Genomic DNA, 15,106 nt, shown 5'->3' on the forward strand with positions numbered 1-15,106 from the left:
GTTTCCCTCATGTTTAGAGATGGGGTATTACAGACCGTTAATACGTGATAAAAACAAAAGCGAATCTATCAGGGAGAGTCCCTAATAGATTCGCTTTTAAAAATTTCAATTAACCTATTAACCTTCAAGCAATAAATCGTATGGATCTTCTAGCATTTGTTTAATACGGACAAGGAACTGTACTGCATCTTTACCATCCACAATACGGTGATCATAAGAAAGTGCCAAATACATCATCGGGCGGACTTCAATCGTATCATCAGGCATAACAACTGCGCGTTTTACAATGTTATGCATACCAAGAATCCCTACTTGCGGTGCGTTCAGAATCGGAGTCGATAACATCGATCCAAAGATACCACCGTTTGTAATGGAGAATGTTCCTCCTTGCAGGTCGGATAAGGATAGTTTGTTTTCCCTTGCCTTTATACCAAGGTTCATGATCTCTCGCTCTACTCCCGCGAAGTCCAAACGATCTGCGTCACGGACAACTGGAACGACGAGCCCTTCTTCTGTTGATACTGCAATCCCGATATCATAGAATTTCTTAATAACTAATTCATTATCTTGAATTTCTGCATTGAGCAATGGGAATTCTTTAAGTGCACCGACAACAGCCTTCGTGAAGAAGGACATGAAGCCAAGTTTTACTCCATTCTTCTTAAGGAATTTATCCTTCCGTTCCGCACGTAATTTCATAATTGCCGACATGTCGATTTCATTAAATGTTGTAAGCATCGCCGCTTCCTGCTGAACATTTACAAGGTTTCTTGCAATCGTTTGACGACGGCGGGTCATCTTCACGCGCTCAACTGGCTTCGTAAACTCCATCTTCTCTTGTTTTGGTGCTGCTTCTGCTTGTTTTTGCGCTTTTTCTGCCGCTGCAATTTGTTGTTGTGCTGCCCGCTCCACATCTTCTGGGCGAACACGTCCTAGCGGATCAACTGGAGAAATTGAACTTAAGTCAATATTTAATTCACGCGCACGTTTTCTTGCTGCTGGTGTTGCAATTACGCCGTTTGTACCTGCTTCTTCTGACTCCACCACTTCTGGTGCTGCATCAGTTTCTTCTTTGGCAGCGGGCGCTTCTTCTTTCACAGGAGCTTTTTCCTGTTTCGGCTCTGATGTGCTTGTTGCACCTGCTTCTGCATTTTCATCAAGCTTGCCAACAACGTCCCCTACCGTTACATCTTCGCCTTCTGGTGTTAGTATTTCTGTAATAACTCCGGTAAACTCCGAATTAACCTCAACGTTTACTTTATCTGTTTCAAGTTCAATGAGCGGGTCGCCCTTTTCTACCTTTTCCCCCTCTTTAACTAGCCATTCTGCGATTGTACCATCTGTGATTGATTCAGCTAATTCTGGTATCTTGATATCTTGCACCAGTAACTCCTCCTTAGTTTTGTGTTAATGCCTGGTTAATAATCTTGCTTTGTGCTGCCTTGTGGAAGCTAGGAACTCCTCCTGCTGGTGCAGCTCTTCTAGGTCGGCTAATTACACGTAATGTTTGATCATCTTTCAACAGATCCCGTAAATAATCGTCTACGAAATCCCATGCCCCCATGTTTCTTGGTTCCTCTTGTACCCATACAATTTCTTTCACGTTTGGTAATCTATCTAATTCGGCTTTCAGGTCTTTCTGTGGGAATGGATAAAGCTGTTCGACTCGTAAGATTTGGAGCCAATCATAATTCTCTTTCGACTCGGACATCTCTTCTTCAATATCGACCATTACTTTACCGCTTCCGATTAGAAGACGTGTAGCTTTTTCACGATTCGGCTCAAAATTCGGTTGCTGGCGCAGCGGCATGAATTTACCTTCTGAGAACTCTTTCGCCTCTGCTCCCATTCTAGGATTTCGAATCATACTACTCTTCGGTGTCATCATCACTAATGGCCTAGCTTCATTACGGCCTCTTAGCGCAGCTTGTCTGCGTAAAATATGGAATAGCTGTGCGGATGATGTGACATTTGCAATAATCCAGTTATTCTCTGCAGCAGATTGAAGGAAGCGCTCCAGCCTTGCACTTGAGTGCTCCGGTCCCTGTCCTTCATAACCATGCGGAAGAAGCATGACCATATTGGACTTTTCTCCCCATTTCGCTCTTGCGGAAGAAATGAACTGATCAAAAATGACTTGCCCAACGTTCGCGAAATCTCCAAACTGAGCTTCCCAGATAACTAGTGTATCAGGTGAATAGACACTATAACCATATTCGAATCCGAGAACTGCAGCCTCTGAAAGTGGACTGTTACGCACATCAAACGAAGCCTTCGCATCCTTTAAGCCATGGATTGGGCTATATTTTTCGTTTGTATTAACATCATGCAGGACAATATGACGATGCGCAAAGGTTCCTCGTTCCGTATCCTGTCCGGTAATACGAATCGGAATACCATCATGGACAATGGAAGCAAATGCCAGCGCTTCTCCTGCACCCCAGTCGAGTACATTCCCATCTTCAAGCATTTTTGCACGACGGCTTAAAACTCGTTCCGTTTTTCTAAAGCCAGTGAAGCCTTCTGGACGTTCCAGCAATTGTGTGTTTAGTTCCTTCAATACGTCCTCGTCCACTTTTGTCTCATGGCCATCCAGCCCATTCAACAGATATTCTGGCATCGTTGGTGGTTCTGGTGTACCGATTTCCGTTTCACTCATGTTGCTGTATATTCCGTATAACTCATTATAGATTTCTTTCTGTAATTTCTCATATTCACCTTGCTCAATCGTTCCTCTTTCCTCTAAACGTTCAGCAAAGATTTTTGCCACTGGCGGATGATTATCAATTTCTTTATATAGTTTCGGTTGAGTTGTCCGCGGTTCGTCCATTTCGTTATGACCGTGACGACGGTAACCAACGAGATCAATAAGAAAGTCTTTCTTAAACTTCTGACGATATTTCCAAGCAATTTTAACCGCAGAAATACAAGATATCGGATCATCCGCATTCACACGGATAACCGGCACTTCAAATCCTTTCGCCAAGTCACTTGCATAACGTGTCGAGCGTCCATCTTCCCTGTCTGTTGTATAACCGACGAGGTTGTTCGCAATAATATGCAAGCTTCCTCCCGTAGTATATCCCGGCAGGTTGGATAAGTTGAGCGTCTCTGCAACGACACCTTCTCCAATGAAAGCTGCGTCGCCGTGAATAAGTACTGCGACCGCTTTATTCGAATCCCTTTCCGGGTATCCTTTTTCCGAACGATCATCTTGTGCGGCACGTGCAAATCCTTCAACCACCGGATTAACAAACTCCAAATGGGATGGATTATGCGCTAATGTAATTTTCGTTTTTACTTCTTTATCGCTCGGATATGCTTTCGTTGCTCCGTAGTGATATTTCACATCATCCGTCCAGCCATAGCTAATGGATTGAGAGCCTTCTGAAGGCATTAATTCCTTATCGGATGAGTAATTGAATTCCGAGAAAATCTTATCATATGGCTTTCCAAGTACTTTCGCCAGGACAGCAAGTCTACCGCGGTGAGCCATTCCCATCATGATATTTTCAATGCTTTCCTGTGTCGCATGATTCACGATTTCATCAATCATCGGCACCATCACTTCAAGACCTTCAATGGAGAAACGCTTTTGTCCGACAAACGTTCTGGAAAGGAAATTTTCAAACCCTTCCACATCAACGAGACGTTTCAATAAACGTTTTCTTTCATCGTCTGTCGGTTCAACTCTTGCATTTCCTGATTCTATTAAATTGATAAACCATTCTCTCTCTTCTTGATTGTTAACATGTTCGAATTCAAATGTAATCGTTCCTGTATAATATTTCTTTAAACGTTCAATAACTTCCAAACCATTATCCACACCAGCTGGTGCTTTATCCCATAACCATTTAGCCGGGATCGCTTTTAAATCTTCATCTGTTAGATCATACGTGCTCGAATCTAAAAATTTATCACCTTCACCTTTATAGCCGCCGACAGGATAAATATCAGCTTCAGTATGCCCATAACGACGAATAGCCTCAACATATTTCAAAGCTGAGGTGATTTTTTTCATATCTACGTCATTTACTGCTTCGGTTCCTGCTTGTGCCGCAGTACCGCTATCCCCGTTATACAGCCATGAAGGTGCTCCATATGTATTGAAAATTTCTTGAAGTGAAGCTTCTACTGCTTCACTGTTTTCCTTATACAATTCGTATTGTTCTTCGATATACCCCCTGTTTGGTCCGTAAATCTGTCGCCAAAATTGTTGTGCAGATTCCCCATTTTGTATCACTTTTGATACCCCCATTGAAGTAATATTGCCCGTCCTTGTAAACGGTTAATATTTTTGTAAGGACGGTTATTCATCCCACCTATAAATATACATGAAAATAATGCGACTTACAACGATTCAACCTTAAAAAAACAGAAGAGAATCAATGATAACCCTTACATTCCACTAATAACTTAAAAGCAGATGATATCTGACAATTTAGGTTGGTAGTTCACAATTCAAGTTGAATCCGTTATAATAAAATCATATAATAATTATTGTGTCAGGGTCATATAGCTGAAGGAGGACTTTTCAATGAAATTAGCATTAATTATGGGAGTTATCATTACATTCCTCGTTTCCTGTTTCACATCTGGTTATGAAGCAAAACCAGGAGTACCTAGAAATAATCAGTAACTAAAAAAACCGTCATCGATTTTTAGATGGCGGTTTTTACATATTTAGACTAATCCTCGGAATTGCTGTTGTCTTAGCGCTTCATAAATAATGATTGCCGCCGTATTCGACAAATTAAGTGAACGCACTTTATCATTCATATGGATCCGAAGACAACGGTCTTCTTTGCCTGCGATTAACGCTTTTGGTATACCGGTCGATTCCCTACCGAACACAAAGAAAATATCCTTTGTTGTATTGCTGAAATCGTAATCCGTATAATGTTTCGTACCAAAGTTCTCAATATAATAAAATTCACCCTCTGGATATTTTTCAAATAGCTCTTCAATCGATTGATGTTCAGCAACATCCAGGTGCTTCCAATAATCAAGCCCAGCCCGGCGCAACATTTTATCATCTGTCGAAAATCCAAGCGGATGCACAAGATGCAACTTCGTATCGGTTGCGAGACACGTTCTCCCTATATTACCTGTATTTGCAGGAATCTCTGGTTGGTATAATACGACATGTAAACTCACTTTTCTATCTCCTTAATTTCTAAAACTTGTTCAACTTTTTCATCACGTATTAACGGTCTGTAATATCCCCACCCCTAAACAAGAGGGAAGCCCAAAATGTGAAGGTGGGGGCTATACAGTCCGTAAATTCCTGATTCGGTTCAACTAACATTCAGTGGGGAAGGTAAGAAATCCCCACTGAATGAGTTTCACTTTATTATAGCACGCTACTCCCCAATCCGGAAAAATTTATATTGAATATTCGGTGTCCAAGCAGCCGAATCCTCATAAGTCCAGTAGCGATTTCTGCTGTTATTCGTATGGGCATTCACAAGCGGCATGCCATTTGCATCCTTATTTACAACAATCGTATTATGATCCCAGCGCCCGTCGCCCTCAAAATCATAACAGATCACATCCCCTAGCAGCAGCTCCTCTGGGCTTTGTAACTCCTTACCCTTAAGTCCCGATGTCGAGCCACTTAAATACCAGCGCAGCGAATGAGCAACCGCCCAACTGAAGCTCCAACTATTGCCTGTATACCACCAACCACGTTCTCGCACTGGGGCACCGCGCATCGGGGCCCCTCCGGCAAGCAAGCACTGAGAAATATAGTTCGTGCAGTCATCTTCAAATACACGGAAATCTGGATTATGGCTATTCCACCAACGTTCAGCATAGCGGACCGCTTCTCTTCTGTCATAGACAAAATCCTGTCTCACGCCACCTGAATCTTCCAACAATAAATTCGGATTTTCTCTCGCTGGCTGCTCCCTTGGAATTTCCTCATGTTTTATTATTTTTCCATTTTTTAGTTCCACACGATAAGAGATAAGCTGTTCTTCCAAATGATAATGCTCTTTTTGTTTTATTAAAAAACTAATATGGAGCAAATATTCCTGCAAGGTTTTATCATCGAATCGAAATTTACGAAACAGTTCACCTCTCCCACTAACTTTAACGATACTCGCCTTTTCCCTTTCCCATAAAGCAAGTTTTCGCTGCCACCATTCTGGCTGTTCTGTTTCATTCGAAAAGACTCCAAGCCAATATTCCTTAAGTGAATACATAAAATCGCCTCCATTAAAGTATATGGGGGCATGCTCGTACCTATTTCTATCGCTGTTTATCATGGATTAACGGTCTGTAAATCCCTGATTATGTTCAACTAACATTCAGTGGGGAAGGAAACCCTCCCACTAAATGAAGTTTCACTTTATGCTCGCAATTCGAATTCTAGACCTTTTTCCATTTCATAAAGTACTTGTTCATCTTTTTCCGTCTGCATTGCCTCTCTGATCGCTTCGTGGGCTTCACGTGTTGCAATTTTACCGAGAGACCATGCAGCTGTTCCACGAATCACTGGTCGTGGGTCCTCTTTCATTACGATCGTTATTTCTTCAACCGCCGTTTTATCTTTATAATGGGCAAGGGCAAGCAGTGCATTCCGCTGGAGTGGTTTCTTGCCACGCCAGGCTCCAGATAAATGACCAAACTTTTCCTTGAATTCTCTGTTGGAGATTCGTAGCATTGGTTTTAGTTTCGGCTTCGCGATTTCCGGGTCCGGTTCTAATTCCGGATGGATATGGAAATCGACTCCTTTATTCCAAGGACAGACTTGCTGACAAGTATCACAACCGTAAATCCGGTTCCCGATTTTATCCCGGAAAGGTTCTGGTAAAAAATCTTTCGTTTGGGTAAGGAACGCAATACAGCGCTGAGCGTTCAGCTGTCCACCCTGAATGAGCGCCCCTGTCGGGCAAGCATCCATACAGATTGTACAATCTCCGCAGCTATCTGTAACCGGCTCATCCGGTATGAATGGCAGGTTTGTGATTACTTCACCAAGGTAAACGAAGGAACCAAACTCTTTCGTAATAATAGATGTGTTCTTTCCACTGAAACCAATCCCTGCTCGTTCTGCGACTGCTCTGTCGGAAAGTTCCCCAGTATCGACCATCACCTTCGTATTTGCCTCTGGAACTTTCTCTTGAATAAATTCAACAAGCTTTTCCAACCGGTCGCGAAGTACAACATGGTAGTCTACCCCCCAAGATGCTCGTGCAAAGATTCCTCGTCTTTCTTCTCTTGTACCGCGGATTTGATTTTTAATTCGGCTCGGGTAAGCAATTGCGATGGAGATGATCGACTGGGCTTCTGGAAGCAGGAGTGTGGGTTCAGTCCGTTCTTCTATCGAGCCTTTTTCAAATCCGGATTGGTAATTTAGCTCTTGCTGCCGGCGTAACCTTTCTCGGAGTTCACTGAACACATCGGCAGAAGCAAATCCAATCTTATCAATCCCAATTTCCTTGCTATATTCAATAATTTCCTGTTTCAATTCATCTATCCTCACAACGACCACCTCCTTCATCTCATAATAGTTCCCTTAATTTTATCACGTATTAACGGTCTGTAATACCCCCACTGAATGTGTTTCACTTTATCATTGAAAGAATGCTCATTTCAACACATTGAATAGATGATGCATATTGAAAAAATCCTTCTTGCAATCCACAGCACCCATTAAATATTACAACATAAAAAAACGCAGCGCCTCGAAACCATTGCATTTACGAGACGCTGCGTTAATCACATATGTATGGAGCGGGTGAAGGGAATCGAACCCTCATCATCAGCTTGGAAGGCTGAGGTTTTACCACTAAACTACACCCGCAGACAAGATTCGTTTTTTAACGACAAATATTATTATAACAACAATGTAAAAATAAATCAAGATAAATTTTATTTTAAGTTAACCTTTTCATCTAATTGGCATAAAATAATTATAGAAATTCGATTATACTATTTCATTTTATTTAGATGGAACCATTTACATTTAAAAGTAAAACCGATAGACTAGGAATAAATTTGTAATACAGAAGGGTGAGTTTTCCGATGACTGTCTATCCAATCGTATTTGCACAAGGTTCTTTTATGCATAAAGATAAATTAAATTATCCCTTTGAAGAAAGAGGTTTGCAATTTGGGGATGGAGTATATGAAGTAATTCGAATTTATCAAGGGAAATATTATCTCCTTAATGAACATATCGATCGGCTTTATCGTTCCCTCTCTGAAATTAAATTAAGTTTTCCATATGATAGGAAAGACTTTATTCACACACTTGAAGAACTTCTTAAAAAGAATGAAATGAAAACAGATGGGAAAGTTTATTTACAGGTTACGCGCGGATCAGCTCCAAGAGATCATGTTTTTCCAGACAATATTACACCGAATGTCTATGCGTATCTCGAACCAGCGAAACGAAATGTGGAATTGATGAAACATGGTGTTCCCGTTATTACAATGCCGGATATCCGCTGGAGTCATTGCCATATTAAAAGCTTGAATCTGTTACCAAACTTAATGGCGAAACAGGAAGCGAAAGAACAAGGTTGTTTTGAAGCAATTCTTCATAAGGACGGTACCGTAACGGAATGTAGTGCTTCAAACGTATATTTTGTAAAAAATGGTAAAATCTATACCCACCCAGCAACGAACGCGATCCTTCATGGATGTGTCCGTTTAGCAGTGGAGCGCTTTGCTGATGAGTTGGGAATTCCTTTTATTGAAGAAGCTTACCTTGTAGGCGATATTAAAGATGCCGATGAAGTTTTCCTATCAAGTAGTACAAACGAAATCACACCGATTATTAATGTGGATGGTCATACGATCCATGATGGTTCCTCGGGGCCAATTACGAAGCAGATTCAACATGCGTATGCTGTCGATGCCGGTATTGAACCAGTGAGCAGGCCGATGCAAGAGCAATAAAAACATCAGAATGAAGATCTACAGCTTTTCCTATTTGGGAAAGCTGTATTTTTATTAGGATCCACTCATCTTTTCAATTAATTCGAAATCCGAAATAGTTTACGATAAATCTTACATTTTTAAGAGAAAAATAATTCGCTAAAATATTTTTGAATGGTTAAAAAGAAACCCCAACCAAGAATTCCAAATAAAATAGCCACTGATAGATGAACAGAATGTTTAAGTGACATAAAGATTATTAACAGCATTGCAATTGTTGCTGGAAGACCTGCCAGCACTCCACCTGTAAATTCACTAATTGTTTTTGTAGACTCTCCTTGAACAGATAGCCAAATGATACTTAGAATACTGATTAAAGGTAAAGCTGATATTAACCCTCCGTATACAGGAAATCTTCTTGCTAATTCAGTAACAATCCCAATAATAGCTGCTGAGCTTGCAATTTTTATAAGCAAATACATTTATTTTGATACCTCACTCAATAATTGAAAGGCTTGAACAACTTGTAATTTTTCTTCTTCTGATAATTTGTCCAGTGCTGCTTGCAACTTTTCTTCATCTAACTCCGTATTTTTCTTTACTATCTTTAGACCGAGTTCGGTTAGATGCAAATAAACCTTACGTTGATCTTCTTCATATCTTTCTTTTTTGATCCATCCACTATTTACCAGCTTTTTTACATGTTCTGATGCTGTGTTGTGGGATATAGATAAATGCTCCGCAATATCGCGTATCATGACAAACTGTTTTTTATGTACCATTTGTAAAATACGTACACTTTGGTGTGAAATGGCTTCTTCGTGTAATGGATGAAGTTCAAAGTAAATATCGGAAAAATATTTATTTAATTCATCAATCATATGATAACCTCCTATATCGTTAATAACGATTATATCGTATTTTACGATACAAATGCAATAGTAGCTTACCAATCTACAATATAATTAAGATAGATTGAAGGAATAGTGATATAATGATCGATAAGTGCATAAGGCTTTTCGTGGGTGGTTGCTCGCCTCTTTATCCTTCAAGGAAGGAGGCGAGCACTATGACCGTATTTCAAAGTCTAATTCTTTGCATATCATTTGATTAAAAATAGAATATATATCTTTAATTTAAATCCACCCTTTTTCTTCTGCGATGGAAATAGCAGTTATTCGATTATTCGCTCCCAGCTTACTAATGATTTCTGACATATAATTACGCACTGTTCCTGATGATAGATAGAGCTCTCTTGAAACTTCCTTCATTGTTTTTCCTTTTGCTACCAAACGCAATACTTCCTGTTCCCTTTTTGTCAACGGATTTTCATCTTGCAAACTGCCAAAAATTAACTCTGGAGCAAATTCATTTTTTCCTTTCATGATCATACGAATAGAATCAGCAAGGTCATCACTGGATCCATCTTTTAACAAGTATCCGTTCACACCTAATTTTACGGCGCGTTCAAAGTAACCAGGTCTCGCAAAGGTCGTTAATATAATGATCTTACAAGGAGAGTTCCGTCGTTTGATTTCTTCTGCTACATCCAGACCACTTAATAACGGCATTTCAATATCTAAAAGACAAACATCTGGCTCCAATGCAAGAATTTTATCTAAGGCTTCTTTTCCATTTTCTGCATTACCAATGACTTCCAGATCATCTTCTAAATTCAGAAGCGAACGAAGTGCTCCCCGCAACATCCGCTGATCTTCTGCTATAACGATTTTAATCATTACGAAGCCCCTGTCCCTTCTTCTTTTAATACAACTGGAATAGAAAATGTCAGCTCAGTACCTTGCTGAGAACTAATCTTCAACTGACCATCAACGAGCTCCAGTCTTTCTGATATTCCTTGTATTCCATTTCCGCTACCTGGAGTTTCATAAAAACCTATCCCATCATCCTTGATAATGAGCAGAATTTCCCCAGCTGTTTGTTTCAGAATTACATGGCAATTTTTCGCCTCACTATGCTTGACGACATTTGTTATCGCTTCTTTTAAACACATGCTAAGAATATTTTGAGTGATGGCTGTTATACTTTCTGTATCTATCTCGCCCTTAAACTGATAAGAGATCCCGGCGGACTGTAATATGGATTCTGATTCTACTAATACTTCTGCAATAGACACGGATCTCATATCAGAAACAAGTTCCCTAACTTGTCTTAAAGCAATTCGAGATGTCCGTTCAATTTCCTTTGCTTCAACTTCCGCCCGTTTTGCATCCTTTCCAGTGAGCTTTGCTACAAGCTGTGATTTCAATGTTATCAGGGATAATGTATGACCGAGTGTATCATGTAAATCGCGGGCAATCCGCACTCTTTCTTCACGTTTTACCAATTCTTTTATTTTCTCATTTGCTTCAGTCAACTGTTTCTCCAGTTCAATTCGGCTATTCATCGATTTGGTACCAAACGGCACAATAAACATGATAACAAGATAAACAACGTAATAATAAGAAGCAAGATCTTCATAGTGCATAATTAGTAATAAAGATAGCGTGGCAACAAATAACAAATATGGTGGTAAAAACGACTTCGTATCCCTGTACCAACCGAGAAAATAAGAAGTAAAAAAACCAAGAAACACATTATTGAAATTAAAAAAGACGGTAAAAACAAAAATAATACCTAACTGAACAACAATCCAATAGCTAAAAGCTTTTGATCCAAATAAAGTGTAAAGCTGCCTGTAGCTGACGAGGAACAGGAGCAGTAAGCCCCATCCCATAACCATCTTCCAGCCACTTTCATGTGCAATAAAATAGGCAGGAAGAGACAAATAAATTAGAAAAACATAAGGAAAATATCCATACTTCTCTGGGAAAATCCTGAAGCTTCCCTTATTTATAGACATATCCCAGACCCACCCTCCACTTCAATATAGAGTGTACCAAGAAAAAGAATAGTCACCCTTACCAGCAAGTTTATCACATCGTCCCTTTTGCAGATAATTTCATCAATTGTTTTAAGGAAAGTTTTTCATTTACATAAAAGGCATAGCTATAAATATTTGCTGTCGCTTTAAACAATATAAACAAATACAAGATGGAGATTATAATTGCTGAAAATGCCAAGATCGTGAAGCCATCTAGCAGAACATAAATCAATATGAATATAGGTGAAAAAATTGGCAGGAAGCTTGCAACCGCCGCGATAGTCATCCAAAGTTCACTGTTGGCTGAAGGCAGGAAAATCAACAAGCCGAATACCAAAAAATAAGGTAAGAAAACGAGAAGAGACACTGGGAATGCATCCATTAGACTATTTGCCTTTATCGATATGCTAAGCGTAAACAAAATAGACGTGATCAGCATCAGCATGCAAATTCCAAAACAACCGATTAAAAATAGCAAAGTCTCACCATCAATTATTGCAAAAACAGGTTTTATAATATCTGAAAATACGCTGAAATCATATGGGTTGAAAATGGAAAAGACAATGCCAGCTATCATCACTGCCAAGAAAGCACTCATCATAAAAAGTGCCGTTAGGACAAAAGCGGTTACTACCTTCCCAAACAAATAATGTTTTTCCATAATACTCGTATTAATAATTTCCGTTACTTTACTGTCACGGTCATCTATCACACTCTGCATAATTGCAGCAACACTACTAAACAAAAAAGTCACTAGAATAATAATTATTATATTTAATACTCTTAATGCATTACTTGAATGATAAGAAATAATGCCATCATTTAATAATGATAATTCAGGCTGAAAAATAATCAAATATATTGCGACAATCAACGCGATAAGCAAATTAAACAAAAAACCAAACAGTATTGACTTATTTAATAGCAAGGTTTTGATGGAAAGATAAGTATATGCCAAATATTTACTCTTATGCATTAAGCTCACCTTCCCTATTGATGAGTTTAAAAATTTCTTCAATACTTCGTTGTTCCACCAGGTACAGTTCAGAAAACGGATTCGTTAAAAGAGAAGCAATGTATTCAGCATCTTTTTTATCTTTCAGCCCAATTTCAAATATTCCATTGCTAACTTTATATTCGAATCCAAGTTCCAAGAGCAACCATTCCGTAAGAGAGTCATTTTTTATTTTCAATTTATATCCGTACTGCTTTTGAATGTTTTCGATATTATCTAAATGCACTTTGCTGCCATCCTTTAAAAAAAGCAGTCTGTTCGATAAATGTTCAATACTATCTAATTTATGGCTGGAATAGATAATTGTACTGCCATTTTCCTTCATTAAGTGAATAGCATCCATAAACATATCCACATTAATCGGATCCAGCCCACTGAACGGTTCATCTAAAATAAGTAACTTCGGGTTGTGTATGACAGCAGTGATAAATTGCACTTTCTGTTGATTTCCTTTAGACAGGTTAGCTAAAAGCTCATTTTTGTTTTCTTTAATATTAAAATAATCCATCCAAAAATCAATAGTTGATGTAAGTTCTGTTTTATTTTTGCCTTTCAGATAACCGAAAGCAAGCAATTGTGAGAAGACGTCTGTTTTTCCATATAATCCTCTTTGTTCGGGCAAATATCCAATATCATTTTTTATGTGAAAATTCTTTTCAGTAAACTTGATTTCTCCCTGATCCGGTAAGTACATATCCAGAATCAATTTGAATAATGTTGTCTTCCCCGCTCCATTATGCCCGACAACTCCTAATACTTCATTATTCTGTAATTCCATTGAAATATGCTGAATGGCAACTTTTTCTCCATATTTTTTCGTTACTTCATTTACCTTTAATAAAGGCAATTTACTCTCCCCCAATCTATAAGCTCCATTTTCATTTTAATACCTTGAAAAGAATTTGATTAGTGGGTAATGTCAGAAAATAATAATGACATTTGTCATAAATTCTCCTGTACTTTTATAAATCCAACAAAAGATGCGCCTTCCCTGTACGAATCAACTCATCTTTTAACAATCCATTTTTATCCAACGTATTGGATACTTATTGTTTAATTCCGCTTCATTCAGGAATTCCTGAAAGCTTTTACCAAATGCATCCACTTTCTCTGTTGACTTCGTAAGTGGCGGTAATATCCGTAAGTAGCTCGCCCGTGGATAAGACAAGTACACTTTTCTCTCGGTTTCATTAAATGAATCTGAAATAAAAGAGTGTTGAACTTAATGTTTGAATTTTACATTATTTATTTCTATGATATAATACAGTCAAAATATAGCATAGGAGCTGATAGCGATTGGAAACAACTGCATTTATCCTCGAAAGAAAACCCTCATACACCGACCACGACCGCCTATTTAAAGAAGTCATTCAAGTCTTTTTTCAAGATTTCATGGAAGCCTTTTTTCCCGAAGTGTATGAGCATATCAACTTTTCTACTGTAAGTTTTCTAGATCAAGAGGTTTTCACCGATATCTTAAAAGGTGAAAAACGACGCATTGATATACTTGCAGAAGTAAAAATTAAAGGAGAGGACACAATTATCCTTATCCATGTCGAGCCACAATCATACTATCAAGAGGAATTTCACGAACGTATGTTTATCTACAATACCCGTCTCTACGAAAAATACCGCAAACCGATTCTACCGATTGCTGTTTTCAGTTATAATGATACGAAAGAACTGCCTACACAGTTTAGTATCGATCTACCAACCATCCGCATCATTGACTTTCACTTTCAACAACTTCATTTAATTAATAAAAACTGGCGTAAGTATATTAAGATGACAAATCCGATTGTAGCAGCATTCTTAAGTAAGATGAACTATACGGAAAAAGAACGTATACAAGTGAAATTAGAATTTCTTCGCATGGTTTCTCGAATGGAATTAGACCCTGCGAAAATGGAATTAATCTATGGATTTTTCGAAACCTATTTAAAGCTAAACGAAAAGGAGGAAAAGCAAATGCATGAGGAAATTAACAAGCTTCCACGTGAGGAAGCGGATCGTGTGTTAGAGTTGCCAAATACTTATCGGGATCAGGGAAGAGCGGAAGGAATAGCACAAGGAATTGAAAAAGGAAGAGCGCAAGAGCGAGAACAAATCGCTTTAAATCTACTTAAAAAAGGGATGTCAGACGAAGAAATTGCCAATATAATTGGTATAGCCGTAAGTAGAGTCAGAGAATGGAGAAAAGAGCTACAGTAGTTGGAGGATTATTAATAAATTTACCACGTGTAAAAGAGGATAGATGCCTTTGCACCCTATCCTCCCTCTATATACTTCAATTATCTTCAAAATGCTCCTGTTTTCTT

At 38.8% G+C, this 15,106-nt stretch carries 13 protein-coding genes and 1 tRNA gene; 2 read left to right on the plus strand and 12 right to left on the minus strand.

Features of this window, described 5'->3' with window-relative positions; translation table 11 throughout:
* Positions 1–117 precede the first annotated feature (117 nt).
* The 6 genes from odhB to IEX94_RS17105 all read right to left on the minus strand — a co-directional run bounded on the left by odhB (position 118) and on the right by IEX94_RS17105 (position 7,810).
* The gene (gene odhB / locus IEX94_RS17080; protein WP_188859160.1) at positions 118–1,383 is read right to left on the minus strand and encodes a 2-oxoglutarate dehydrogenase complex dihydrolipoyllysine-residue succinyltransferase; all 1,266 of its coding nucleotides are present in this window, start codon (positions 1,381–1,383) and stop codon (positions 118–120) included.
* Positions 1,384–1,396: 13 nt separating this feature from the next.
* Complete coding sequence (locus IEX94_RS17085) at positions 1,397–4,243, minus strand: 2-oxoglutarate dehydrogenase E1 component (protein WP_188859162.1); 2,847 nt, start codon at positions 4,241–4,243, stop codon at positions 1,397–1,399.
* A 440-nt stretch (positions 4,244–4,683) separates the two neighbouring features.
* A complete protein-coding gene (gene trmL, locus IEX94_RS17090; RefSeq protein ID WP_188859165.1) occupies positions 4,684–5,157 on the minus strand; it encodes a tRNA (uridine(34)/cytosine(34)/5-carboxymethylaminomethyluridine(34)-2'-O)-methyltransferase TrmL in 474 nt (157 codons plus the stop codon).
* A 206-nt stretch (positions 5,158–5,363) separates the two neighbouring features.
* The gene (locus IEX94_RS17095; protein ID WP_188859167.1) at positions 5,364–6,206 is read right to left on the minus strand and encodes an amidase domain-containing protein; all 843 of its coding nucleotides are present in this window, start codon (positions 6,204–6,206) and stop codon (positions 5,364–5,366) included.
* Positions 6,207–6,352: 146 nt separating this feature from the next.
* Positions 6,353–7,507, minus strand: a complete 1,155-nt coding sequence (gene queG / locus IEX94_RS17100) for a tRNA epoxyqueuosine(34) reductase QueG (protein WP_373290853.1) — start codon at positions 7,505–7,507, stop codon at positions 6,353–6,355.
* A gap of 229 nt (positions 7,508–7,736) precedes the next feature.
* A tRNA-Gly gene (locus tag IEX94_RS17105) sits at positions 7,737–7,810 on the minus strand.
* A gap of 221 nt (positions 7,811–8,031) precedes the next feature.
* Here IEX94_RS17105 and dat point away from each other — a divergent pair.
* Entirely contained in the window at positions 8,032–8,910 is an 879-nt protein-coding gene (dat, locus tag IEX94_RS17110; protein WP_188859171.1) for a D-amino-acid transaminase, read from the plus strand.
* Between the two features lie 119 nt (positions 8,911–9,029).
* Here dat and IEX94_RS17115 read toward each other — a convergent pair whose 3' ends face one another.
* From IEX94_RS17115 to IEX94_RS17140, 6 genes are all read right to left on the minus strand, one after another.
* On the minus strand, positions 9,030–9,371 hold the full coding sequence (locus IEX94_RS17115) for a DUF3147 family protein (protein WP_188859172.1): 342 nt from the start codon (positions 9,369–9,371) through the stop codon (positions 9,030–9,032).
* Positions 9,372–9,770, minus strand: coding sequence for a MarR family winged helix-turn-helix transcriptional regulator (locus IEX94_RS17120; protein WP_188859174.1), 399 nt, complete (start codon positions 9,768–9,770; stop codon positions 9,372–9,374).
* A 255-nt stretch (positions 9,771–10,025) separates the two neighbouring features.
* The gene (locus IEX94_RS17125; RefSeq protein WP_188859176.1) at positions 10,026–10,628 is read right to left on the minus strand and encodes a response regulator transcription factor; all 603 of its coding nucleotides are present in this window, start codon (positions 10,626–10,628) and stop codon (positions 10,026–10,028) included.
* On the minus strand, positions 10,628–11,752 hold the full coding sequence (locus tag IEX94_RS17130; protein WP_188859178.1) for a sensor histidine kinase: 1,125 nt from the start codon (positions 11,750–11,752) through the stop codon (positions 10,628–10,630). The genes IEX94_RS17125 and IEX94_RS17130 overlap by 1 nt, the downstream gene beginning before the upstream one ends.
* A gap of 73 nt (positions 11,753–11,825) precedes the next feature.
* A complete protein-coding gene (locus IEX94_RS17135; RefSeq protein WP_188859180.1) occupies positions 11,826–12,749 on the minus strand; it encodes an ABC transporter permease family protein in 924 nt (307 codons plus the stop codon).
* The gene (locus IEX94_RS17140) at positions 12,742–13,635 is read right to left on the minus strand and encodes an ABC transporter ATP-binding protein (RefSeq protein ID WP_188859182.1); all 894 of its coding nucleotides are present in this window, start codon (positions 13,633–13,635) and stop codon (positions 12,742–12,744) included. The genes IEX94_RS17135 and IEX94_RS17140 overlap by 8 nt, the downstream gene beginning before the upstream one ends.
* 449 nt (positions 13,636–14,084) lie before the next feature.
* On the opposite strand from IEX94_RS17140, the gene IEX94_RS17145 reads away from it, so the two are divergent.
* Positions 14,085–14,999 (plus strand): Rpn family recombination-promoting nuclease/putative transposase, encoded by a 915-nt coding sequence (locus IEX94_RS17145; RefSeq protein WP_229782779.1) that lies wholly within the window; start codon positions 14,085–14,087, stop codon positions 14,997–14,999.
* The last annotated feature ends 107 nt before the right edge of the window (positions 15,000–15,106 follow it).

The organism is Oceanobacillus indicireducens (assembly GCF_014647195.1).
In the GTDB taxonomy this organism is placed as follows: Bacteria; Bacillota; Bacilli; order Bacillales; family Amphibacillaceae; genus Oceanobacillus; species Oceanobacillus indicireducens.